Source organism: Streptomyces sp. NBC_01515, from assembly GCF_045040345.1.
Taxonomy (GTDB): Bacteria; Actinomycetota; Actinomycetes; order Streptomycetales; family Streptomycetaceae; genus Streptomyces.
The window spans coordinates 9,189,013-9,212,072 of sequence record NZ_CP109416.1 but is presented as its reverse complement, the minus strand read 5'-3'; the positions used below and the strand labels follow the sequence as shown (position 1 = coordinate 9,212,072).

Sequence of the window (23,060 nt, the reverse complement as noted above, 5' to 3'; positions counted from 1 at the left end):
GTGCGGGCACGGCTATTTCGGCGCGGGTACGGCACCGGCCAACTCGGCGATGTCCGCGAGCATGCGGGCGCTGTCGGGTTCCCGGCCGGTGAACAGGCGGAACGCGTCCGCCGCCTGGAAGACCGCCATGCCGCCGCCGTCGAGGGCTGCGCAGCCCAACGCGCGCGCGGTGCGCAGCAGTTGGGTCTCCAGCGGGCGGTAGACCACTTCGGCGACCCAGAGTCCGGAGTGCAACAGCCGTGCGGGGAAGGGCAGTCCGGGGTGGGCGGCCATCCCGGTGGGCGTGGCGTGGACGATGCCGTCGGCGGCGGCCAGGAGTTCGGGCAGCCGGTCGGGGGTGGCGCCGGCCGCGCGGCCCGGGCCGAAGTGGCGGTTCAGGGAGTCGGCGAGAGCGTTGGACCGTTCCGGCAGCGCGTCGACGACGGTGACGCGCTCGGCTCCGAGCGTGAGTGTGGCGTGCGCTACGGCCGCGCCCGCGCCGCCCGCGCCGAGCTGGACGACGCGTTCCATGGGGGCGTCGGGCAGTCCGCGGGCGAAGGAGGCGGCGAATCCGGTGACGTCCGTGTTGTGGCCGATCGCGCGGCCGTCCGCCCCGAACACGACGGTGTTGACCGCACCCAGCGCCTCGGCCTGCGGGGCGAGCCCGTCGAGGTGCTCGATGACGAGCTGCTTGCACGGGTGGGTGATGTTGAGCCCGTCGAAGCCCAAGTCGCGGGCGGCGCGCACCAGTTCGCCGACCGCCTCCGGGCCGACGCCGAGCACGTCGATGTCGATGAGCCGGTACAGATAGCGCAGCCCCTGCCGGTCGGCCTCGCGTTCGTGCAGGGCGGGGCTGAGGGACGGGCCGATGCCGGAACCGATCAGCCCGACGAGATACGAGTCCTTGCAGACACCGGCCACGGTGGCCCTCCTGAGCGGCTCACTAATGTACGAACTAGTACGTTAGCTATATCAGCATCACCGCGCCACGGGAACCCCTCGGCCGGGAACCCGCCCGCCCGTGACCGGCCGCTCCTTCTACAATCGGCCGCACACCGCGCCTGCGCCCGAAGGAAGCCAAGGAACCCGATGACCAGCGTCGAAGAACCGGCACGACCGAACGGGCGCATCCGTGACGCGGCCCGCACCAAGGCCGAGATCCTCGACGTGGCCACCCACGAGTTCGCCCGGGCCGGCTACGACGGCGCCCGCGTCGACGAGATCGCCGCCCGCACCCGCACCACCAAGCGGATGATCTATTACTACTTCGGCGGCAAGGAACAGCTCTTCACGACCGTTCTGGAACGGTCCTACGGCGTGATCCGCGAGGCCGAACGCGGCCTGGACGTCGAGCATCTGGACCCGGTCGCGGCCATCCGCCGACTCGCGGAGCTGACCTTCGACCACCACGAGCAGCATCCGGACTTCATCCGCCTGGTGTCCATCGAGAACATCCACGGCGCCGAGCACATCGCCGCCTCCGAGAAGCTCGGCAAGATCGGCTCGCCCGCCCTCGACGTGATCCGCCGCATCCTGGAGTCGGGGCAGAAGTCCGGCCTGTTCACGGCCGACGTGGACGCCGTCGACCTGCACGCGATGATCAGTTCCTTCTGCTTCTTCCGGGTCGCCAACCGGCACACCTTCGGCGCCCTGTTCGGCCGCGACCTGGTGGCACCGGCCCAGCGCGAGCACTACCGGACGATGCTGGGCGACATGGTGATCGCCTATCTGACGGCGGAGCGGGCGACGGACTGAGCCGCGAGATCCTTCGGCAGGGCCTCTTGACACCCGGGAAACGTGAGCGCAACATCCGTAGCCAACCGCTACTAACTACCCAGTGGGTTAATTAGCTGGGAAGCGCGGCAGCACCCGGCGCGACCGTCCCGTCACCCCGCCGTCCCGTCACCCCAGGGATCCGGCACCTCTCCCCCGCCGCTCACTCCGCCCACTCCGGAGTCCCCCCGAAGGAGCAAGCCGTGTCCGTCCCCGCCAAAGCCGTCGGGCAACCGAAAAAGGCCGCCACCGCCGCCTGGATCGGCAGCGCCCTGGAGTACTACGACTTCTTCATCTACGGCAGCGCCGCAGCCCTGATCTTCCCCAAGGTCTTCTTCGACGACTCGGACCCGGCGACGGCGACCCTGCTCTCGCTGGCGACCTTCGGTGTGGCCTACGCGGCCCGGCCGGTCGGCGCGCTGTTCCTCGGGCACTTCGGCGACCGGGTCGGCCGTAAGAAGATCATGATCTTCACGCTGCTGCTGATGGGCCTGTCGACGTTCCTCATCGGCTGTCTGCCCACGCGGGGTCAAGTCGGCACGCTCGCCCCGGTGTTGCTCGTGCTGTGCCGGGTCCTGCAGGGCATCTCCGCGGCGGGCGAACAGGCCAGCGCCAGTTCCATGACGCTGGAGCACGCGCCGGCCGACCGGCGTGGCTTCTTCACCAGTTTCACGCTGGGCGGCACCCAGGGCGGCCAGCTCATCGCGACGCTCGTGTTCCTCGCCGTCGCCCAACTCCCGGACAAGCAGCTGCTGTCGTGGGGTTGGCGCGTTCCATTCTGGGCGAGCGTGCTGGTCGCGGTGGCCGGTTACTTCATCCGCCGCAACCTCCAGGAGACCCCGGCCTTCGCCGAGCAGGCGGCGACCGAGGGCGTCGTGAAGCTTCCGCTGGTGGTCCTGCTGCGCGAGCACTGGGCGGATGTCCTGCGGGTGATCGCGGGCGCACTCATCGCCTCCGTCTCGACGATCTTCACGGTGTGGGCGCTGGCCTACGCGACCAGCGACTCGGTCGGCATGTCCCGCTCGTCGATGCTGTGGGTGGGCGCGTTCGCCAACCTCGTCGCCCTCGCCGCGATCCCCCTGTGGGCCACGCTCTCCGACCGCATCGGCCGCCGCCCGGTCTACCTGATCGGCGCGGTCGGCAGCGCGATCACGATGTTCCTCTACCTCTGGGCCATCTCGACGGGCTCCTACGCCCTCATCCTGCTCCTCGGCATCGTCGCCTTCGGCATCGTCTACAGCGCCGCGAACGGCGTGTGGCCCTCCTTCTACGGCGAGATGTTCTCGACCCGGGTCCGGCTGTCCGGCATGGCCATCGGCACCCAGATCGGCTTCGCCGTGGCCGGGTTCGCGGTCACGTTCGCCGCGCAGATCGCGGGTCCGGACGGCACGGACTGGTCCGCGGTGGCGCTGTTCACGGCGGCGCTGTGCGTCCCGCCGGTGATCGCCGTGCTCACGGCCCGCGAGACCCACACGGTCCCGACGGAGCTGCTCGGCACCCGGTCGCCCCGGGAGGCGTCGCAGCCGGAGACGGTGACGGCCTGACCGTCGCTCCCCAAGTACCGCACCCCCGGGCTCCGTTGCCCGGGGGTTTCGGTTTCGGGGCCGTCCGGACCGGTGCGGGCTCTCCCCCGTACGCGGACACCCCGTTGACAGATGACGTTTCGCGCAAGAACATCGGCCGGAACGAGCAGAAAAGAACAGCGCCGCTACCGCCGAGGGAGGGGTCTCCGCGTGCCCCGGCCGATTTCAGGGGCGGCCGGTGCACGCGGACCCGGGGGCTGACTATCGTTGCCCGATCACACGTGCGAAAGGTGGTCGAGGGGCGTGACGCGGGCCGAGGAGTGGATACGGGTGCCGGTCGGCGACGACGCCGGGCGGTGGGCGACACGGGGGCACAGCCGCAAGGTGCTGTTCGTCGTCCACAACGTGACCTCCGCGACCCGGCTGCTCGATGTACTGCCGCTGTTCCACGACGACTTCCGGGTGCAGTTGCTGGTGACGTGCACGGGATCGTCGGCGTTTCGGGCGGGGGTCGCGGAGTTGCTGGCGGAAACGGGGGTGCCGGTGGTGCCCTGGGACCAGGCCGTTCAGACATCGGTCGATTTGGCGGTGTCGGCGAGCTTCGGCGGTCAACTCCGGGCATTTTCCGGTGTATTGGCCGTGTTGTCACACGGCGTCGGATATCCTAAGAAGCTGGGAACACCCAACACCCAACACCCAACACCCAACACCCGGCAGCGAGGCGGCGGAAGCTGCGGCTCCGGTTTTCGGACTGTCGCCGGAATGGTTGCTCGACGAAAGCGGGCGGCCCGTCGCGGACGCGCTGGTGCTGTCGCACTCCGAGCAGTTGGAACGGTTGCGGACCGTCTGTCCCGAGGCCGCGCCCACGGGCGTACTGGCCGGTGACCCCTGCTGGGACCGCATGTTGGCAGCCCGCCCGTACCGGGAGCGCTACCGTCGGGCGCTGGGCGTCGGACGTGCGCAGCGACTCGTGGTTCTCAACTCCACCTGGAACCCGGAATCCCTGTTCGGCGACGACATACTGCCCTCCCTGCTCCCCCGGCTGACCTCCGAACTCCCCGTCGACGAGTACCGTCTCGCCGCCGTCCTGCACCCCAACATCTGGTACGGCCACGGCCCCGGCCAGCTCCGCGCCTGGCTGGACCGCGCCCGTCGCGCCGGCCTCACCCTCGTCGACCCCCTGCACGGCTGGCGCCAGGCCCTGCTCGCCGCCGACGCCGTCATCGGCGACCACGGCTCGGTCACCTACTACGCCGCCGCACTCGGCACCCCCGTCCTCCTCGGCGCCGCACCCCTCACAGGCCTCGCCCCGGACGCCCCGGTGCACGCCTTCGTCCGTACGGCACCCCGCCTGGACCCCGCACGCCCACTGCGCCCGCAACTGACCCAACTCATCGACAAGCACAGCCCGTTGCCCGACCCCGCCACCTTCACCAGCTCCCTGCCGGGCGAGTCGGCGACCCGCCTCCGACACCTCTTCTACGACATCATCGGCATCCCCGAACCGGACGCGCCCGCGCTGCTCGAACCCCTCCCGCTCCCGCCGTTCGAGCCCGCGGCGCACACGGTCCCGCTCCAGGTGCTGACCACGTTGCCGGGCTCGGGCGAGGTCTCGGTCGTCCGGTACGCGGGCCCGCACCCGGCGCCCGACGGCCCGGGCGAGACACACATGGCGGTGCACGAGGACACCCGTGAGCAGTCCCAACTCTCCCTGGCCGAGGTGGTGTTCCGCCACGGCGCGGCCGACGATCCGCGCTTCGGATCGCCCGCGCTCTGGACGACGGAGACACTCGCCCGGCACCCGCAGTGCGCCCTGGCCGCGTACATCACCGGCCCCGGCACCTGCACGGTCCGTACCTCGGACGGCACCCTGCTGCACCTGCGCGCCGACCCGGGCGCGGACGCCGACCCGGCGGCCTACGCCTCGGCCCTGTACTCCTGGCTCGCGTCCGGCAAGTCACTGCACGAGGTCGTCGCACAGGGGTTGACCGTGGGCACGGGAGGGGCTGTGCACCGGGTTCGGTTCAACTGCGGCTAGCCCTCGCAGCGTTCGCGCAGGGTGCGCAGATACTCCAGGTGCTGTTCGGCCTTCTCGTCGCGGAGGGCGGCGGTCGCCTCGTCGATCAGGGCGCGGGCGGCCGTGAACTCGCCGCCGTTCAGGCGGGTTTCGGCGAGGTCGGTGAGGGTGCGGGCCGTGTTGTAGGCCTCGCCGCTGGCGCGGAAGAAGGCCAGGGCGCGGTCCAGGCGCTCTACGGCCTCGTCCTGGCGGCCCAGTCCGCGCAGGGCACGGCCGCGGTGGCGCTCCAGCAGGGCGCGGGCGCGCGGCAGATCGGCGGCGCCCTCGTCGGCGGGACCGATGCCGTCGAGGATGCCGTACGCCTCGTCGAAGGCCGTGTACGCCTCGTCGAAGCGCCACTGGCGCAGCCGGAGCAGGCCGAGGAACTCGACGGCGGAGGCCTGGCCGCGCACATGGCCTCCCGCCCGTTCGTCCCGTGCCGCCGCGAGCGCCTCGGGTTCCGCCTCGTCCCAGCGGCGCAACTCCATGAGACTGTGGGCGAGTTGGGCGTGCAGGGCACCGGCGGTGCGGGTGCCGGGGAAATGGGCGTCCGCCGTACGGACACCGGCCTGCAACGCGGGCAGCAGTATGTCGTGGTGGCCGGCCTTGAGTTGGAGCGGCCACAGGGCCTGACCCAGCAGGACGACCGTGTCCCAGTCGCCGAACTCCTCGGCGGCGTGCACCGCTTGGACCAGGTTGGGTGCTTCGGCGGCGAGTGCGGCGACGCCCGCGCCCCGGTTCTCGTACGACAGCGGTGTGGGCGTGGACGGGACGCGCCAGCTCTCGGGCAACGCGGCCTGTGCCGCGGCGAGTGCGAGCCGCAGATAGCCCTCGACGGTGCGGGACACGGCGGCCGAGCACGCGGCGATACCGTCCACGGCGGCGGCGGTCCGGGCGGCGTGCGCACGGACGGCGGGCCGGTAGCGGTAACGGCCGTCGTCGGTCGGCTCGATGAGCAGGGCACTCGCCAACTCGTCTAAGAGCCGGGCGGCCTCGCCCTCGTCGATGTCGGCGGCGCGGGCGGCCGCGGCGGCTTCGAGCGCGGGCCAGTCGTACAGGCCGGTCAGGCGGTAGAGGCGGGCGGCATCAGGGGCCAGCAGGCGGTACGAGTCCTCGACGGCGGAAGTCACCGGGTCGTTGTCGGACCCGGCGGGTGTCTCCGGCGGCAGGGGCGGCTCGGTCAGCCGGGGTGCGGCGGCGCGCAGCGCGTAGGGCGAACCGGCGCAGCGGTCCAGTACGGCGGGCAGCGTGGCGCGGGCGGCACTGACCGCGGGTTTGCCGGCCAGCTCGGTGAGCAGCCGTTTCGCGTCCCGGCGACCCAGCGGTCCGACCGGGATCCGCAGCGCGTCGAGGCCGATCAGCGGATTCCGCGCCACGACGAGGGTGACCACGTCCGGCGCCGGTGCCAGCAGCGGCTGCACCTGGGCGGCGGAGCGCGCGTGGTCGAGCACGACGAGAGCGCGCCGGTCGGTCAGGGAGCGCCGGAACAGGGCGGTCCGGTCGGCGGCCGAGGGCGGTATGTCCTCGTCGGGCAGGCCGAGTTGGCGCAGCAGCGTGGCCAGGACGGGTTCGGGGCCGAGCGCGCGCAGGTCGGCGTAGAGCTGGCCGTCGGGGAAGCGGGCCGCCTGCCGTGCGCCCCAGTGGAAGGCGAGGGTGCTGGTGCCGATGCCCTCGGGGCCGTGGAGGAGCGCCAGCCGTGGACGGCCGTCGAAGGCGCGGGTCGCCTCCTTGTCCAGCAGTTTCAGGGCGTCCTGACGGTCCGTGAAGGAACGGGGTGCCGAGGGGAGGCAGTGGCGCCCCGGCCCGGTGAGAGGTTCCGGAATGCGCACGCCTCGCGCGAACCGGGTCCAGGCGAGGGCGAGTTCGGGGTCGCTGTGGACGCGGTCGTGGACCAGGCGCGCGATCGCGTTCACCTCGTCGGGGGTGGCGGGCGCCGTCACCTCGCGTCCGGCGAGGCGACGGACCATTCCGCCGGCCGACTCCCAGGCCAACTTGCCTGCCTCACCGGCCATCCCGGAGCCGACGGCCCCGAACACCGCACCGATGGCGCCCGTGGACAGCAGATCCATCACCTCGTGCACTCCCCCGTCGTCCGCTCACGATCAGCGGATCAACCTTAGCGCCGGTGAAGGATGGTGACGACGGGTCACCCCTGCTCGGACCGCTTAGGGATGCCGTACGCCCGCTCCACCCGCAACCGCAGCACCAGCCTCCGGTCCCGAACCATCGCCGCCCGGTAGTCGTCCCAGTCCGGATGCTCGCCGAGGACGTCGCGGTACAGCTTGATGAGTTCCTCGACCGTGTCGTCGTGCGGGTCGGCGGCGACCGGAGCGAGGTCGGCCGTGCCCTCGGCGACCGTGAAGGCCCAGCGGTCGGAACTGGTCACGTGGTAGGAGGCGCGGGGGTCCCGGCGCAGGTTGCGGGTCTTGGCGCGGTCGTCCGTGATCGACACACGGATGATCCGCTCGTCGGGGTAGTAGGCGTGGCTGACGTTCGACAACTGGGGGCGGCCGTCCTTCTTGAGGGTGACCAGCACCCCGCCGTGGCCCTCGGAGAGCAACTGGAGCAGTGCGTCCTGCGTCGCGTCGTGAGTCATGCAGTCATCAACCGTGTGAAGCAGGTCACGCATTCCCCGAGTCGGGAGCCAGGGAGTAGACACTGTCTACGGATCGTTGGTAGACAGTGTCTATGAGCATGAGCGAACCGGAAGCGGGACTACGGGGCCGCCTGGTCGACGTCGGCGTGGAGCTGATGGCCCAGGAGGGCGCGCAGGCGTTGACCCTGCGCGAGATCGCCCGCCGGGCCGGTGTCTCGCACGGGGCGCCCCGCCGTTACTTCCCGACCCACCTGGAGCTGCTGTCCGCGATCGCACGGCGCGGCTTCGCCGAGCTGGGTGAGCGGGCGAAAGGCGCGATCGCGGACGGTACGGCGAGCCCGCGCGCGCAGTTGACGGCACTGGGCCGGGTCTATCTGGAGTTCGCCCTCGCCAACCCCGGCATGTACGAGTTGATGTTCCGTCACGACCTGTTGGAAAGCGGGCACTTGGGGCTGCGGGACACCAGCCTGCCGCTGTTCGGTGTCCTGGTGGACCTGGTCGGCCGGGCCCGTCCCGACGTGGACGCCCGTCTGGTCGCGGGCGCGTTGTGGGCGAACCTGCACGGCGTCGCCCAGCTCTGGCGCTGGGGCAGCCTCCAACTCGCCACCGGAGTCGACGACTTCGCACCCCTGCTGCGGTCGGCCCTCGACGCGCACCTCGGTCCGGAGACCACCCGATGACGGTCCAACGAAGGCTCGTGCTGGCGAGCAGTGCGGCGGGGGCGGCGATCGTCGCCCTGGACGGGACCGTGCTCACCGTCGTACAGCCGACTCTGCAACGGGAGTTGGGGGCCTCGCTCGCGCAGGTCCAGTGGACGAGCACCGCGTATCTGGTCGCCGTGGCAAGCCTGTTGGTGTCGGCGGGTCGGATCGGGGACCGGTACGGGCATCAGCGGGTGTTCGGGATCGGCATGCTCGGCTTCGGTCTCGCCTCAACCGGGATCGGGCTGGCGCCCGGGGTGGGGTGGGTGATCGGACTCCGGGTGATCCAGGGGGTGTTCGGGGCGCTGCTCCAACCGGCCACGCTCGGCATGCTGCGCGCCGCGTTCCCGCCCGACCGGCTCGGCATGCCCATCGCCGTCCGGACGAGTGTGATCGGAATCGCGGCCGCCGCCGGACCGTTGCTGGGCGGGGCGTTGGTGGACACGGTGGGCTGGCGGGCCGTGTTCTTCCTCAACGTCGTGCCCTCGCTGGTGTTCGGCGTGCTCGCCCTCACCGTGCGAGAGCCTCACCGAGAAAGAGCATCAGCGGTCCAATTCGACCTGCCCGGCGCCCTGCTCCTCGCGCTCTCCCTCGCCTCTCTCATCCAGGCGCTGGTGGACCTCCCCGGTTCGGCCGCCGGGCTGGCCGCGTCCGTGCTGGCAGGCTTCGCCTTCGTACGCCATGAACGTCGTACCGCACATCCGCTCCTGCCGCCGGACGTCGTCGGCTCGGCGGCGATCCGCGGGGCGCTCGGGATGCTGCTCGCGGCGTCGGCCGCCTTCTCCGGGACGCTGTTCGTCGTCACCTACTTCCTGCAGGACACGATGGGACTTGGCCCGTTCCAAAGCGCCCTCCGAGGGCTGCCATTGGCCGCCGCCATGGTCCTCGCGGCACCCGCGACCGCCGTGGTGCTGCGCCGGGTCGGGGCGCGTCGTACGGCCGGCGTGGCGATGACGGTCGTAGCCCTGGCTGTTCTCGTGCTGTCGCGGGCGTCGGGCACGATCACCGTATGTGCGGGATTCGCCCTGCTCGGGGCCGGGTTTGGAACGGTCCTGGTGGCGGCGACCCAAGTGGTCGTGCGGGAAGCCGCCGTGGAGTCGGCCGGGGTGGCGGGCGGGCTCAAGCAGACCGCGGTGAACGTGGGGCCGACGCTGGGGGTCGCGGCCGGAAGCGCACTGATGGCCGGAAGTAGCCGCGAATCGGCGCTCGGAATCCTCGCCGCGGTGGCCCTGACCGGCACTCTCGCCTGTCTCGCGCTGCCCGGACGGACAGTCGCGTCGCTCACACATCCCCCCGTTACAGGAGACCGCGCAGGTGTTCCTGCGCGACGATGAGTTCCGAGGTGTCCGGGGCCGGGTATGCGGGACCCCACCTCGTGAACGCAATTCGGAGGAGAGCCATGGCACAGCTGCGACAAGAGGTCGACCCGGACGAGGTCGGACTGGATCACAAGGCGCTGGACCGCCTGGACCAGCACTTCGCCCACTACGTCGACGTGGAGCGCCTGCCGGGCTTCCTGGTGTCCGTGACCCGCGGTGGTCGCGTCGCCCACCTCACCGCCCACGGGCACCGCGATGTCGCGGCCCAACGGCCCGTCACGCCGGACACGTTGTACCGGATCTACTCCATGACCAAACCCGTCACCGCGGTCGCCGCGCTGATCCTGATGGAGGAGGGCAAGCTCTCCCTGGACGACCCGGTCGGCCGTCATCTGCCGGCCTTCGCGGACATGCGGGTCTACGACAGCGGCTCCGGCGCCGACGTCAAGACGCGGCCGGTGGAGCAGCCGATGCTGATCCGGCATCTGATGACCCACACCTCGGGCCTGACCTTCGCGTTCTACCACTCGCACCCGGTCGACGCCCTGTACCGGGAGGCGCACCTGGAGTCGTCCGTGCCGCCCGGCGCGAACCTCGCCGAGACGATCGACATCTACGCGAGCCTGCCGCTCCAGTTCGAGCCGGGCACGCAGTGGAACTACTCCGTCGCCTCGAACGTCCTGGGCCGGATCATCGAGGTGGTGTCCGGGCAGCGGCTCGACGAGTTCTTCGCCGAGCGGATCTTCCGGCCGCTGGGGATGCCGGACGCCGGCTTCTCGGTCCCGGACGAAAAGGCCGACCGGCTCTCCGAGTTGTACGGCGACGCCGACGGCGGCGGTATCGAGCCGATCGCCGGGCTGCCGCTTCGGGGCGGCCGGCCGCGGTTCCTGTCGGGCAGCGGCGGGATGGCGGCGAGCCCGTACGACGTGCACCGGTTCGCGGAGTTCCTGCGGTGCCGGGGCGAACTCGACGGCACCCGGCTGCTGGCCCCCGAGACGGTCGACCTCATGGCCAGCAACCACCTCCCCGGCGGCGCCGACATGCGCGCCTTCGGCAGCCCCGCGCACCAGGAGCCCGGCAACGACGGCATGGGCTTCGGCCTCAGCGTGTCCGTGGTCATCGACCCCGAGCGCACCCAATCCCCCACGGGACTGGGCGCGTTCGGGTGGAGCGGCGCGGCGACGACGACGTTCTGGGTCGACCCGGGCCGCGATCTCACCGTGCAGTTCATGACCCAGCTGCGGCCGAAGCACTCCCTGAAGATCATCCCCGAGCTGAAGCAACTGGTGCACGAGGCGGTCACGGACTGAGGCCCGGTCGCCGCTGCACCGCTAGTGATCGACTCGCAGGGTGAACTCCAGCCCCTCCCCCGCCAGTTCGCTCAGCCACTCCCGTGACCGTTCCGCCGTCTCCGCCGCCCGGTTCAGGCCGGACGGCAGGTCGTCGGACAGGATGTGGCGGACGGCGAGGGAGAGCGGGCGCGAGACACAGCGGGCCATCGCGCTCTCCTCCTCGTCACCGACCAGGTCGAGGAGGTAGCTGCCGGACCAGGTCCCGCCCGTGTCGCCCCGGACGTCCAGGGACACCACGAGGACGACCCGGTCGTGGTCCGTGTCCGTGGTGGGGTAGGTCGCCGCCAACTCCCTTGCCAGTGCGGCGATCCGGGTGTCGTCGCCCGCCTTCAGCTCCTCGAACACCGCGTCCCAGGCCCGCAGCCAGCCATCGAGGCGCAGGGTGCCGCGCACGAAGGTCCGTGGCGTCCAGCCCGCCGGCAGCCCGTACTGCTCGATGAACGGCACGCTGTCCCGGTTCGGATAGACCTCGAAGGTCTCGGCGTCGACGACATGCGGCCGGGTCACCTCCCAGGGCCGGTCGGCCGTGGTCTCCTCGCCGTCCTCCAGGTACCGCGCCGGTGAGCGCAGCGCGCCCAGCACTCCGGCCGGGGCCCAACTGAACCGGTACCGGAAGTCGTTGGGCACCGCGGGAACCCCGCCGCAGTACGAGGTGAGGCTGTACGAGGCCGCCGTACCCTCGCCGATCGCCTCCCGGGCGCGGGCGACGAGGCTGTGCGCGAAGAGGTGGTCGATGCCGGGGTCGAGACCTGCCTCGGTGAGGACGACGATCCCCGCCTTCTCGGCCGCCGGGACCTGTTCGAGGACGGCGTCGGACACATAGCTGGAGCAGGCGAAGTGTGCCTGACGCCGCACGCAGACCGCCAGCAGCGCCGCGTGTTCGGGCGCGGGCAGCATGGAGATGACTACATCTCCGGGCGCCAACTCGGCCGTGAGCGCGGCGAGTCCGAACGCTCGCGGTTCGGCGCGTCCCGTCAGGCCCAGGTGGTCCAGAGCCTGCGCCGCACGCTCCTCGGTGCGGTGCCACAGCCGTACCCGCTCGGCCGTGTCGCAGAGCAGGGCGAGGCCGCTGCCCGTGGAGAGTCCGGCGCCGATCCAGTGGACGGCACCGCTCGCGCGCACCACGTCAGACATGGCCCAACTCCCCTTCCGCCACGGCGATTCCGAGTTCGCGGGACTTCGTACGGAACAGGTCCAGGCCGCGGCCCCACGCCTCGCCGGTGCCGAAGTCCAGGAGTTGGGGCAGCAGCGCGGCCGAGAAGTCCGTGCTGGACTCCTTCGGCAGGAGGGACGGCAGGTTGTCGATGGCGATGAGGTCGAGCGGGGGACGTTCGTGCAACTGCCGTACCGGGGCGTCCCATTCGGTCGTGCGGTCGTAGACCGGCAGGACGTTGAGGGGCGAGCCGACGTCGCAGGTGACGTCGGAGACGGTGCGGAGGCGGCGGGTCGGGTCGTCGAGGTCCGTCTCGCGGAGGAAGGGCGGGACGGGCGTCGTAGCCAAAACGCAGTTGACCAGCACGTCGTGGGCCAACAGGGCCGGGCGGTCCAGGTTCTGGGTCTCGGGCAGGTCCCAACAGGTCGGTTCGATACCGGCCGTGGAGAACGCGACCCGCGCTCCCCGTCCGCTGCGGCCCAGCGCGCCGATCACCAGGGCGTTGAACTCGGTGTCCCCTGCGGCGAGTTGGAGCGTCTCGTCCAGCTCCTCCTTCGAAGTCGGCGTCAGTGGCGCGACCAGTCGGCCCCGGTGCTGGAGCACGGCCAGGGCAGCGCCCAGGTAGCCCGCCCAGAAGCCGAACGCGGCGAGGCGGCGGCCCTTGTCGTCCACCAGGTATTCGAGGTCGAGCAGCGCTCCGCCCCCGGCCGCGAACCGGCGCAGCAGGTCGCTCGCCCCCGGCTGGCCCTTGTAGGCGTGGCCGAAGAGGATGTGACGGTGGGTCAACTCGGTTGGCTGGTCCGGGAGTTCCTTGAGGCCGAGGATCACCGTGTCCTGCGGCGCCGACGCCCAGGAGTCCGCGGGTGCGACGCGGGCGCCGATCGCCTCGTACTCCTCGATGGGGAAGATCCGTTGCGGGGACTCCTCGACCGTGAGGGTCACGCCGTTCTCGACGAGGCGGCGGGCGTCGGAGGGGACGACCGGGGTGCGGCGTTCGGTCGTGCGGGGCTCGTGGCGCAGCCACAGATGGAGCTCGGTCATACCAGGTTGACCTCCGGGCGCGGGGCGTCGGCCGCGAACCGGCCGGCGCTCAGGGGGCTGACGTCCACGAAGGGTACGTGGCCGAGGTACAGGTCGCGGACGACCTCGCCGACGGCCGGTCCCTGGAGGAAACCGTGGCCGGAGAAACCGGTGGCGTAGAGGAAGCGGGAGACCGAAGTCGCCTCGCCGATCAGGGCGTTGTGGTCCGGCGTGTTCTCGTACAGGCCCGCCCAGCCGCCGGTGCGGCGCAGCTCCAGGAGGTCGGGGGCGCGGCGGCGCATGGCGTCGGCGAGGCGCGGGATCCAGCGGTCGTGGGTGTCGGTGGCGAAGCCGGGACGCTCGTCGGGGTCGGACATGCCGACGAGGAGGCCGGGGCCCTCGGTGTGGAAGTAGAGGCTGGTGGTGAAGTCGATCGTCATGGGGAGGTTCGGCGGCAGTCCCGTGACCGGTTCCGTGACCGCGATCTGGCGGCGCAGCGGCTGCACGGGGAGGTCCACGCCCGCCATCGCGCCGATCCCCTTGGACCAGGCGCCGGCCGCGCAGATCACCGTGTTGGTGTCGATGCGGCCCAGGGTCGTCGCGACGGCGGTGATGGTGTCGCCGCGGGTCTCGATGCCGGTGACGTCGGTGTGACGCAGGATCGTCGCGCCGTGGGCGCGGGCGGCGGAGGCGTAGCCGTGGACGACGGCCTCGGGGGTGCAGTGGCCGTCGTCGGGCGAGTAGGCGGCGGCGATGAGGCCGTCGGTGCTGATCAGCGGGGAGAGGCGGCGGGCCTCGGCGGGGTCGATGAGGCGGCTGGGCACGTTGAGCGAGTTCTGCAGCCGGACGCCCGCCTCGAAGGAGGCGACGTCCTCGGGCGTCGAGAGGAGGAACAGGTAGCCGACGCGATGTAACCCGATGTCGTGGCCGGTGTCCTCCTCGAAGCGTTCGAAGGCCTCCAGGCTGCGGGCGCCGAGTTGCACGTTGAGCCCGTCGGAGAACTGGGCGCGTACTCCGCCGGCCGCCTTGGAGGTGGACCCGGCGGCGAGTTCGTCCCGTTCGACGAGGACGACGTCCCGGACGCCGGCGCGGGCCAGGTGGTAGGCGATGCTGGTGCCGATGACCCCGCCGCCGATGACGACGACCTCTGCCTGACGCTTCACGGGCGCTCCTTCTTGGCCGCGTGGATGACGGCCCAGGCCGCTGCCGCGTCCTGGATGCCGAGTCCGACGCTGTTGTAGTAGACGATGTCGTCGGGTCGGGTACGGGCCGCGCGGCGGCCGGTGAGTGCGGCGCCGAGCGGGATCAGGTCGTCGGGGGTGAGCAGGCCGTCGCGCAGGGCGTCGACGATCGGTCCGGCGTGCTCGGCGGCCGTCTCCGGGTCGTCGACGACGACGGCAGCGGATCGCCGCAGGACCTCGGGGTCGACCTCGCTGCGGGTGGGTTCGAAGGAGCCCACGCTGACGACCGTGCAGCCGGGCGCGAGCCAGGCGCCGTGCACCACGGGAGTGGTGCTGAGGGTGCAGGCGGCTACCACGGACGCGTTCGTCACGGCCTCCTCAGCGGTGGCCACCGCCTCGACGGGGAACGGGAGTTGGGCCGTCAGCGTCTCCGCGGCCCGTGCGCGTCGCCGGGGGTTCGGGCTCCACAGGCGTACGGACTTCAGGTCCCGGACCCGGGCGATCGCGCGGACGTGGGCGAGGGCCTGGGTGCCGGAGCCGAGGACGCCGAGGCGGTCGGCGTCGGGGACGGCCAGGGCGTCGACGGCGACGGCGCTGCCCGCGGCCGTGCGCAGGGTCGTCACCGCTGTGCCGTCCATGACCGCGACCAGCTGTCCAGTGGACCGGTCCAGGGCGCTGATCACCGCGTGGACCGTGGGCAGTCCGGCGCGCGCGTTGGCGGGGTTGACGCTGCCGAACTTCGCCACCGCCCCGGTGTCCGCCGACAGCCGGGAGACGTAGGCGAAGACAACGCTGTCGTCGAAGCGGCTCGGGTGCATGATCTTGCCGGGCAGGTCGGCGTCGCCGTCGCCGAGCGCGGTGAAGGCCGCGCGCTGCGAGGCGATGGCCGTGTCGGTGTCGAGCAGGTCCGTGACCCGGTCGCCGGAGAGGAAGAGGACGTCGTCGGTCATTCCCTCTTCCTGTCCGGACCGCGCTCACCCGAATCAGGACCAGTGCGCCACCGCGTCCAGATGGGGCAGGTGGTGGTCGAGACGCTCCCGCTTGGTGCGGAGGTAGGTGATGTTGTTCTCGCAGGGCGGGATCAACAGCGGTACCTCTTCGGAGACTTTGATGCCGTGTTCCAGCAACGCCTCGCGTTTGCGCGGGTTGTTGGAGAGCAGCCGGACGCTGGCCACCCCGAGGTCGTGCAGGATCTCGGCGGCGACGCCGTAGTCGCGGGCGTCGACCGGCAGGCCGAGGGCGAGGTTCGCCTCGACGGTGTCGAGTCCCTCCGCCTGCAGGGCCATCGCGCGCAACTTGGCGAGCAGGCCTATGCCGCGGCCCTCGTGCCCTCTCAAGTAGACGACGATGCCCCGGCCTTCGGCGACGACGGCCCGCATCGCGGCGTCCAACTGGTCGCCGCACTCGCAGTGCTGGGAGCCGAAGGCGTCGCCCGTCAGGCACTCCGAGTGGAGTCGGGTGAGTACGTCGTCCGTGCCGATGTCACCGTAGACCAGGGCCACTTGCTCGTCACCGCGGTCGTGGTCCAGGTAGCCGATCGCCTGGAATTTGCCGTACACGGTGGGCAAGGGAGCATTCACGACGCGTTCCGCGCCCCTGGGCTGCGCGGACTTCTGCTTGCCGAGTACGCCAATGTTTTCTGTCATGATCTGGTTCCTAAGCAGAGACGAAAGGCCGTGAAAAAATGAATGGTTCGGACTCACGGACGGCGGCATACGGACTGGTGCCGACGGACACCACGGAGGACGTGCGGTCTAGGGGGGCAGAAGTATCAACACAGGTCGCCGTCCTTCCGGTCGGCAGTTTCGAGCAGCACGGCCCGTATCTTCCGCTGGCGACCGACACGTTGGTCGCCTGTGCCGTGGCCCGGGAGATCGCCGCGGCGTACCCGGTGCATCTCCTGCCGCCGGTGACGATCGCCTGCTCGCACGAGCACGCGGCCTGGCCGGGGACCGTCAGCATCTCTTCCGTGACCCTTCATGCGGTGGTGCGGGACATCGCGGACTCGCTCCGCCGCTCGGGGGTCGGGACCCTGGTGGTGGTCAACGGTCACGGCGGAAACTACGTGCTGGGCAACGTCGTTCAGGAGTCCTCCGCGCGCGGTGAGCGGATGGCGCTGTTCCCCGCCGCCGAGGACTGGGAGACGGCGCTGGAGCGGGCCGGAGTACTGACCTCGTTGCTCACCGATATGCATGCGGGGGAAATCGAGACCTCCATTCTTCTGCACGCTCATCCCGAATTGATCCGTCCCGGATATGAGACCTCCGATTTCGTCGCCGACGACCGTCGCCATCTCCTGACGCTCGGTATGTCCGGCTATACCGAGTCGGGCGTCATCGGGCGCCCGTCCCTCGGCTCGGCGGAAAAGGGGAAGGCACTGCTGGCGAGCCTCGCCGATTCCTTCGGCGCGTATTTCTCGATGCTGACCGCGGAGGCCTGAGCGGGCACCGGGCCCGGTACGGCGGTGCCGGGCCCGGCGGTGCGCAGGCCGGTGTACCAGCGGGCGACCAGGACGAGCAGGCCGGGCAGGGCGGCGACGAAGCTGAGCACGCCGTAGATCACGGAGACGGACAGGCCGCTGCTGGCGCCGAGGCCCGCGGCGCCGAAGGCCCAGGCGGTGACGCCCTCGCGGGGGCCCCAGCCGCCGACGTTCAGCGGCAGGCCCATGGCGACGAGCGCGAGGATCGCGATCGGCAGCAGTTGCGCGACGGTGGCGGCGGAGCCGGCGGCCCGGGCGGCGACGACGAACATCGCGAGGTGGCCGGCGAGGATGACGAGCGAGGAGAAGGTGACGCCGGGCCAGTTGGCACGGGAGAACAGTCCCGCTCGGGCCTCGTCGAGGGTGGTGCGCAGGGCGCGGCTCCGGCGGGTGGCGGTGGCCGGACGGTTCATGCGTACGGCGGCCACGACCGCGAGTGCTCCGAGGGCGGCGAGCAGCACGACCGGGGCGATGCTGCGGACGTCGCCCATCACCGGGGAGTCCAGGCCCAGCAGGACCGTCACGCCCACGACGGCGAGCGCGATCTGGCCCGCGACACGTTCCAGGACGACGGCGCGGACGGCGCGGCCCATGTCGCCGGCGCTCTGTCCGTGGCGTACCGCGCGGTGCACGTCGCCGAGGATGCCGCCGGGCAGGGCCGCGTTGAGGAACAGGGCGCGGTAGTAGTCGGCGACGGCCGGGCCGAGCGGCAGCTTGATGCGCAGGCCGCGCGCCACCAGGGCCCAGCGCCAGGCGCTGAACACCGTCGTGACCACGCCGATCGCGAGGCCGATCAGCAGGGTCGGGGCGTCGATGCGGCGCAGGCCGTCCAGGAAGACGCCGGTGCCCAGGCGCCACAGGAGTACGCCGAGGATGGTGACGCCGGCGACCGTGCCGACGTGGGTGCGTACCGCGCGGGAGTTCACCCGGTTCAGGATCGCGCGCAGGACGCGGCGGGCGCCGGAGGCGCGGTCGGCGGTGGCGCGGTCGGCAGTGGGGCGGTCGGCAGTGGCGCGGTCGGCAGTGGGGCGCGGGGCGGAGACGATCACCCCGATGCGGTCGCCGGAGACGGCCGAACTGTGCAGCGGCGGGGTGTGCTTGGGACGGCGTACCGCTTCCACCGCGGTCTCGGTACGCAGGGCGAGGGCGACCGGTGTGGACCGGTCCACACGCACCCGGCGCGTCCTGGTGCTCGGCCGCGGCGCGACCGTCCTCATCGTCTCGACGCTCATGACGTGCCCCCCGTCGGCCGGGCCAGTGCCAGCAGGTCGCTGTGGTGGACGAGCACGCTCAACTCCCCTGCCGCGCAGGCCGCGAGGCGCCGTTCCAGATACTGGTCGGCACGCTCCTTCAGCTCGGGGCGTTCCTCGACGGCCGCGCCGATCCAGCCGCGCAGCCACTCGGCGGTGAGCGCGGCCTCGTCCGGGCCGAGCCGCCAGGCGCTCGGGTGGACGCGGACCGTGGCGCCGTGCGCGGCGAAGGCCTCGCAGGTGACGGTGACGGCGTCCGGGCCGAGGAGTCCGTCGCGCCGCTGGTGGGCGTTGAACGCGTCGGCGATCTCCGCGTCCATCGGGTCGCCCGGGGTGAGTTCGACCTTGCCCGCCACCGACAGGGTGAGCAGCGCCGGGCAGCCGGCGCCGACACAGGCGGCGACGAGTGCGTCGACCTCCTCGCGGGTGAGGACGTCCAGCAGTGCGGAGGCCGTCACCAGCGAGGCGCCGACCAGCGCGTCCGGGGTCAGCCGGGCCACGTCACCGCGCCGGGTCTCCACCGTGACGCGGCTGCCGTCGGCGGCGGCGCGCGGGGAGGCGACGGCGGCGAAGTGCAGGAGGTAGGGGTCGCGGTCGTGCAGGATCCAGTGCTGGGCGCCGTCGAGGCGGGGCGCGAGCCACCGTCCCATCGAGCCGGTGCCGCAGCCCAGGTCGTGGATGACGACCCCGGAGCGGCCGGGCAGGTTGGCGAGCCGGATGCGCAGCGGGTCGAGCAGTTCGGGCGCTCGCGCCACGGCGTCGGCACCTTCCCGCAGCTCCAGCCACTCGGGCGCGTAGCGCGGCGGGTCGTCGGGTCCGACGTCCCGCAGCCGTACGGTGGCCCGCTCGCCGGGGCGGCCGGCGGGCCCGGCGCCGGGGATCACGGAACCCGGTTCCGCCTGCTCGCCGGCGTCCGCTTGGACCGTTCCCGTCATGATGTCCTCCGGCCCCGGCTGTCCAGCCGTCAGGTCCTTCGCGTCGGCCTGCGCCGGGGCGACCAGCATGCCCAGCGGTACGCCCCTGGGCCCCGGCTGCGCCGGGATCCGTCCAGCCTGTGCCGTGATAGCCGTCTTGCTCATGCCGCCCTCCGGGGTTCGTTGGGGAGCCGGGTGAGCACGCCGGCCAGGCTGCGGGCCGTGGTGGCCCACCCGTCGAGCGCCGCGCGCCGGCCGCGGGCCGCCGCCTTGAGCCGCCGGCGTACGTCGGCCTCGCCGAACCAGCCGCGCAGTTCGGCGGCGAGGGCGGCGGGGGCCTCCGGCGGGACGAGGATGCCGGGCACCCCGCCGTCGGGGGCGCGGCCGACCGCCTCGGGCAGCCCGCCGACGTCCGTGGCCAGCACGGGAATCCCGCGCGCGAGGGCCTCGGTGACGGCCATGCCGTACGTCTCGGCGTACGACATCAGGACCATGAGGTCGGCGGAGGCGTAGGTGGCGTCGAGTTCGGCGCCGGCCCGCGGGCCGGCGAGGTGCAGCCGGTCCTGGAGGCCGTGGCGCTTGATGAGGTCGCGCAGGTGGTCGACGTACTCCGGGTCGTTGCCGAAGCCGCCGACGCACTCGCAGGTCCACGGCAGGTCGGCCGCTGCGGCCAGTGCCTCGATCAGCCGGTGCTGGCCCTTGCGCGGAGTCAGCGTGGCGACGCACAGGAGGTGGGAGACGCCGTCGGTGCCGGAGGCGAGGGGGGCGATGTCGGCGCCGGGGGTGGCGACATGGACGCGCTCGGGGGCGAGGCCGTGGTGGGAGACGAGGCGGCGGACCGCCCACTCGCTGGTGCCGACGACCGCCGACACCGCGCGCAGGACCGTCCGTTCCTTCTCGTCCAGCTCGGCGGCGACGGCGGCCTCCAGGCCGGTCTCGTCGCCGAGCGGCAGATGGACGAGGACGGCCAGGCTCAGTCGGTCGGCCTCCGGGACGATGATCTCGGGGACTCCGCAGGCCACGATCCCGTCCAGCAGTACGGCGGCGCCGTCCGGCAACTCCCGCAGCACACGGGCCAGTTCGGCACGGGCGGCGGCACCGGGCCGGGGCCACTCGCCGTCCACGGCGTGCTTGTGGACCTGCCAGCCGAAGCCGGGCAGATCCAGGCTGACCCGCCGGTCGTAGGCGTTGCCGCCGCTCGGCGCGGCCGGGTCGTCGACACCGCCCGGCATCACGAAGTGCACGGTGCGCAGGGACATGGGGATGATCTCGGCATTCCGGGAGGCCGCGCGCTGTGCGGGCAGGAATCCCAGCGAGGGGGCGCGGTCGATGGTCACGTCGTTCACAGGGCACGCTCGTAACTCGCCCAGGCGACGTGCGACTCGTGCAGGGTGACCTGGAGTCCGGCGAGACCGCGGGCGCCCTCGCCGAGCGCGCCCTTCTCGATCCGCCCGGCGAGCCGGTCGGCGATGACCTTCGCGAGGAACTCCGTCGAGGTGTTGACCCCGGCGAAGTCGGGTTCGTTGTCGAGGTTTCTGTAGTTCAACTCACTCACGACGGCGCCCAGTTCCTGGGTGGCCAGTCCGATGTCGACGACGATGTTGTCGTCGTCCAGCTGCTCGCGCCGGAAGGTGGCGTCCACCAGGAACGTGGCTCCGTGCAGTCGCTGGGCGGGCCCGAACACTTCGCCGTGGAAGCTGTGGGCGATCATGATGTGATCGCGAACGGTGATGCTGAACAACGGACGACCCTCCAGGTGCGGCGCGTCTGGTCCCCCGGCTGATCCCTGCCGGGGGATGCCGTGTAGTACGGCTCCACGACTCCCCCTGTTCAGCCGACTCTCACTCTTTTCTCAGGTCAGACGCTCTTGCTCGTACGGAATTGAACAGTTCTCAGCCGATGTCGGCGTAACGCACCCGGTGGCACAGCGCCGGGATCTCCCCCGAGGCGAGCCTGGGCAGCAGCTGAGGCAGCTCCTCGAAGTCGCTCTCGCCGGTGACCAACGCGTCCAGCGCCGGGTCCGCGAGCAGGTCGAGGGCGAGGGCGAGCCGGTCGGCGTAGCTGCGATTGGCACGCGCCGGGGAGACGGTGCCGACCTGGCTGCTGCGGATGACCAGGCGGCGGGAGTGGAAGGCCTCGCCGAGCGGGAGGCTCACTTTCCGGTCGCCGTACCAGCTCAGTTCGAGGACCGTACCCTCGGCGCTGAGGAGTTCCAGCGCGCGGGTGAGGCCCTGTTCGGTGGCGCTGGCGTGGACGACGAGATCGCAGTCGCCCAGCGCGTCCGCCGGCAGCGCGAAGCCGACACCGAGCGCCTCGGCGGTCTTCGCGCGCGCGGGATCGGCGTCCACCAACTGCACCCGCACACCCGGGAAACGGCCCAGCAGCGCGGCCACCGAGCAGCCGACCATGCCTCCCCCGACCACCGCGATCCGGTCGCCGACCAGCGGCGCCGCGTCCCACAGCGCGTTGACGGCGGTCTCCACGGTCCCGGCGAGGACGGCCCGCCCCGCGGGCACGGACTCCGGCACCGGTGTCACGGCACTCACGGGGACGACGTAGCGCGTCTGATGCGGATAGAGACAGAAGACGGTACGGCCGAGCAGCGCGGCCGGGCCCTCCTCCACGACCCCCACGTTGAGGTAGCCGTACTTGACCGGACCTGGGAAGTCGCCCTCCTGGAAGGGGGCCCGCATGGTCGCGTGCTGGTTCTCGGGGACGCCCCCGCGGAAGACCAGGGTCTCGGTGCCGCGGCTCACGCCCGACCACAGGGAGCGGACCACCACCTCGTCCTCGGCGGGGTCGGGCAGGACGACGTCGCGTATCTCGCCGTGACCCGGTGGACCGATCCAAAACGCCCTCGCGGTGCGCTTCATCGGATTCCTCCTGAACGATCGGGAAGCTGTTCACGTACGGGTAACCACAGGCCGCGCACAGTACGCGGCGTTGATCGACTCTGTCATACGGCCGGAGGGTGTGCGGTGGCCCTGAACAACACATACGAAGCAAGGCTGGTCCAGCAGGAGACCGCTGTGGGAGCGGGCGTTCAGATCCTGTTGCTGGCGTTGCTCGGCACGGCGATCGGGATGGGGCCGGCCGGCTGGCTGACCGGCCTGGTATTCGCGATCGCCACCTGGGCTGTGCTCTCCAAGGCCTTGCACCGGTCCAGGACCCGTTCCTTCGGCCCGGCCAACCGGGTCACGCTCGGCCGGGCCATCCTGGTCGGCGGGGTGACCGCGCTGGTCGCGGACTCCTTCGAGAGCTCGCCGCCGGTCACGCTGCTGGTCGGCCTGACCGCGGTGGCCCTGATCCTGGACGGCGTCGACGGCAAGGTCGCCCGGCGCACGGGCACCTCCACCGCGCTGGGGGCGCGCTTCGACATGGAGGTCGACGCGTTCCTGATCCTGGTGCTCAGCGTGTACGTCTCCACGCAGCTCGGCCCGTGGGTCCTGCTGATCGGCGCGATGCGCTACGGGTTCGTCGCCGCGGCCCGCGTCTGGCTGTGGCTGAACGCCCCGCTGCCGCCGAGCACGGCCCGCAAGACGGTCGCCGCCACGCAGGGCATCCTGCTGCTCCTCGCGGGCGCGAACCTGCTGCCCCACGCGGCCAACATCAGCGTGGTGGCCCTCGCGCTGGGCACACTGGTGTGGTCGTTCGGCCGCGACATCCTGTGGCTGTGGCGCACCTCCCGCACCTCCCTCGTCGAGGAGGTTCCGGCGGAGGAGAAGCTGCTGGAACTGGTCTCGCAGTAGGGACGGTCGCACCGA

21 protein-coding genes and 1 pseudogene are annotated in these 23,060 nt (G+C 71.8%); 8 read left to right on the top strand and 14 right to left on the bottom strand.

The genetic code is table 11. The features are described 5' to 3' along the window. Positions 1-12: 12 nt before the first annotated feature. Positions 13-900 (bottom strand): shikimate dehydrogenase, encoded by an 888-nt coding sequence (locus OG407_RS41110; RefSeq protein ID WP_405865319.1) that lies wholly within the window; start codon positions 898-900, stop codon positions 13-15. Between the two features lie 168 nt (positions 901-1,068). Here OG407_RS41110 and OG407_RS41105 point away from each other — a divergent pair, with 168 nt between their 5' ends. Then, positions 1,069-1,734 (top strand): TetR/AcrR family transcriptional regulator, encoded by a 666-nt coding sequence (locus tag OG407_RS41105; RefSeq protein ID WP_405865317.1) that lies wholly within the window; start codon positions 1,069-1,071, stop codon positions 1,732-1,734. Between the two features lie 221 nt (positions 1,735-1,955). Next, a complete protein-coding gene (locus OG407_RS41100; protein WP_405865315.1) occupies positions 1,956-3,296 on the top strand; it encodes an MFS transporter in 1,341 nt (446 codons plus the stop codon). A gap of 254 nt (positions 3,297-3,550) precedes the next feature. Here OG407_RS41100 and OG407_RS41095 read toward each other — a convergent pair whose 3' ends face one another. Continuing rightward, positions 3,551-3,760, bottom strand: a complete 210-nt coding sequence (locus OG407_RS41095) for a hypothetical protein (protein ID WP_405865313.1) — start codon at positions 3,758-3,760, stop codon at positions 3,551-3,553. Between the two features lie 416 nt (positions 3,761-4,176). On the opposite strand from OG407_RS41095, the gene OG407_RS41090 reads away from it, so the two are divergent. Continuing rightward, positions 4,177-5,313, top strand: a complete 1,137-nt coding sequence (locus OG407_RS41090) for a hypothetical protein (RefSeq protein WP_405868865.1) — start codon at positions 4,177-4,179, stop codon at positions 5,311-5,313. Here OG407_RS41090 and OG407_RS41085 read toward each other — a convergent pair. Both OG407_RS41085 and OG407_RS41080 read right to left on the bottom strand, forming a co-directional pair. Further along, complete coding sequence (locus tag OG407_RS41085) at positions 5,310-7,400, bottom strand: tetratricopeptide repeat protein (protein WP_405865311.1); 2,091 nt, start codon at positions 7,398-7,400, stop codon at positions 5,310-5,312. The genes OG407_RS41090 and OG407_RS41085 overlap by 4 nt on opposite strands. Before the next feature lie 77 nt (positions 7,401-7,477). Beyond that, positions 7,478-7,927, bottom strand: a complete 450-nt coding sequence (locus OG407_RS41080) for a PPOX class F420-dependent oxidoreductase (protein WP_403605052.1) — start codon at positions 7,925-7,927, stop codon at positions 7,478-7,480. Positions 7,928-8,025: 98 nt separating this feature from the next. Here OG407_RS41080 and OG407_RS41075 point away from each other — a divergent pair, with 98 nt between their 5' ends. The 3 genes from OG407_RS41075 (at position 8,026) to OG407_RS41065 (ending at position 11,257) form a co-directional block, all read left to right on the top strand. Next, positions 8,026-8,607 (top strand): TetR/AcrR family transcriptional regulator, encoded by a 582-nt coding sequence (locus tag OG407_RS41075; RefSeq protein ID WP_405865309.1) that lies wholly within the window; start codon positions 8,026-8,028, stop codon positions 8,605-8,607. Then, positions 8,604-9,962: an MFS transporter gene (locus OG407_RS41070; protein ID WP_405865307.1), complete on the top strand. Its 1,359-nt coding sequence runs from the start codon at positions 8,604-8,606 to the stop codon at positions 9,960-9,962. The genes OG407_RS41075 and OG407_RS41070 overlap by 4 nt, the downstream gene beginning before the upstream one ends. 65 nt (positions 9,963-10,027) lie before the next feature. Then, positions 10,028-11,257 (top strand): serine hydrolase domain-containing protein, encoded by a 1,230-nt coding sequence (locus tag OG407_RS41065; protein ID WP_405865305.1) that lies wholly within the window; start codon positions 10,028-10,030, stop codon positions 11,255-11,257. 21 nt (positions 11,258-11,278) lie between these two features. On the opposite strand, the gene OG407_RS41060 is transcribed toward OG407_RS41065, so the two are convergent. Genes OG407_RS41060 through ribA form a run of 5 tightly spaced genes read right to left on the bottom strand, consistent with a single transcriptional unit; the run spans position 11,279 to position 16,299 of the window. Beyond that, the gene (locus tag OG407_RS41060; RefSeq protein WP_405865303.1) at positions 11,279-12,433 is read right to left on the bottom strand and encodes a saccharopine dehydrogenase family protein; all 1,155 of its coding nucleotides are present in this window, start codon (positions 12,431-12,433) and stop codon (positions 11,279-11,281) included. Next, positions 12,426-13,493, bottom strand: a complete 1,068-nt coding sequence (locus OG407_RS41055; protein ID WP_405865301.1) for a saccharopine dehydrogenase — start codon at positions 13,491-13,493, stop codon at positions 12,426-12,428. The genes OG407_RS41060 and OG407_RS41055 overlap by 8 nt, the downstream gene beginning before the upstream one ends. Next, positions 13,490-14,635: an NAD(P)/FAD-dependent oxidoreductase gene (locus OG407_RS41050; protein WP_405865299.1), complete on the bottom strand. Its 1,146-nt coding sequence runs from the start codon at positions 14,633-14,635 to the stop codon at positions 13,490-13,492. The genes OG407_RS41055 and OG407_RS41050 overlap by 4 nt, the downstream gene beginning before the upstream one ends. Then, positions 14,632-15,603: an ornithine cyclodeaminase family protein gene (locus OG407_RS41045; protein ID WP_405865297.1), complete on the bottom strand. Its 972-nt coding sequence runs from the start codon at positions 15,601-15,603 to the stop codon at positions 14,632-14,634. The genes OG407_RS41050 and OG407_RS41045 overlap by 4 nt, the downstream gene beginning before the upstream one ends. Positions 15,604-15,636: 33 nt before the next feature. Beyond that, positions 15,637-16,299 carry a GTP cyclohydrolase II gene (ribA, locus tag OG407_RS41040; RefSeq protein WP_318019959.1) on the bottom strand — a complete coding sequence of 221 codons (663 nt, stop codon included), beginning with the start codon at positions 16,297-16,299 and terminating at the stop codon, positions 15,637-15,639. 38 nt (positions 16,300-16,337) lie between these two features. Here ribA and OG407_RS41035 point away from each other — a divergent pair, with 38 nt between their 5' ends. Further along, positions 16,338-17,093 (top strand): creatininase family protein, encoded by a 756-nt coding sequence (locus OG407_RS41035; protein ID WP_405865295.1) that lies wholly within the window; start codon positions 16,338-16,340, stop codon positions 17,091-17,093. Between the two features lie 92 nt (positions 17,094-17,185). Here OG407_RS41035 and OG407_RS41030 read toward each other — a convergent pair. The 5 genes and pseudogenes from OG407_RS41030 to OG407_RS41010 form a co-directional block, all read right to left on the bottom strand. After that, positions 17,186-18,349, bottom strand: a pseudogene (locus tag OG407_RS41030) (YbhN family protein); the annotation flags it as partial. 11 nt (positions 18,350-18,360) lie between these two features. Then, a complete protein-coding gene (locus OG407_RS41025) occupies positions 18,361-19,317 on the bottom strand; it encodes a trans-aconitate methyltransferase (protein ID WP_405868863.1) in 957 nt (318 codons plus the stop codon). 140 nt (positions 19,318-19,457) lie between these two features. Continuing rightward, entirely contained in the window at positions 19,458-20,642 is a 1,185-nt protein-coding gene (locus OG407_RS41020; RefSeq protein WP_405865293.1) for a glycosyltransferase family 4 protein, read from the bottom strand. After that, positions 20,639-21,037 (bottom strand): 6-pyruvoyl trahydropterin synthase family protein, encoded by a 399-nt coding sequence (locus tag OG407_RS41015; protein ID WP_403605023.1) that lies wholly within the window; start codon positions 21,035-21,037, stop codon positions 20,639-20,641. The genes OG407_RS41020 and OG407_RS41015 overlap by 4 nt, the downstream gene beginning before the upstream one ends. Before the next feature lie 151 nt (positions 21,038-21,188). After that, complete coding sequence (locus OG407_RS41010) at positions 21,189-22,169, bottom strand: zinc-binding alcohol dehydrogenase (RefSeq protein ID WP_405865291.1); 981 nt, start codon at positions 22,167-22,169, stop codon at positions 21,189-21,191. Positions 22,170-22,274: 105 nt separating this feature from the next. Here OG407_RS41010 and OG407_RS41005 point away from each other — a divergent pair, with 105 nt between their 5' ends. After that, complete coding sequence (locus OG407_RS41005; RefSeq protein ID WP_405865289.1) at positions 22,275-23,045, top strand: CDP-alcohol phosphatidyltransferase family protein; 771 nt, start codon at positions 22,275-22,277, stop codon at positions 23,043-23,045. Positions 23,046-23,060 lie beyond the last annotated feature (15 nt).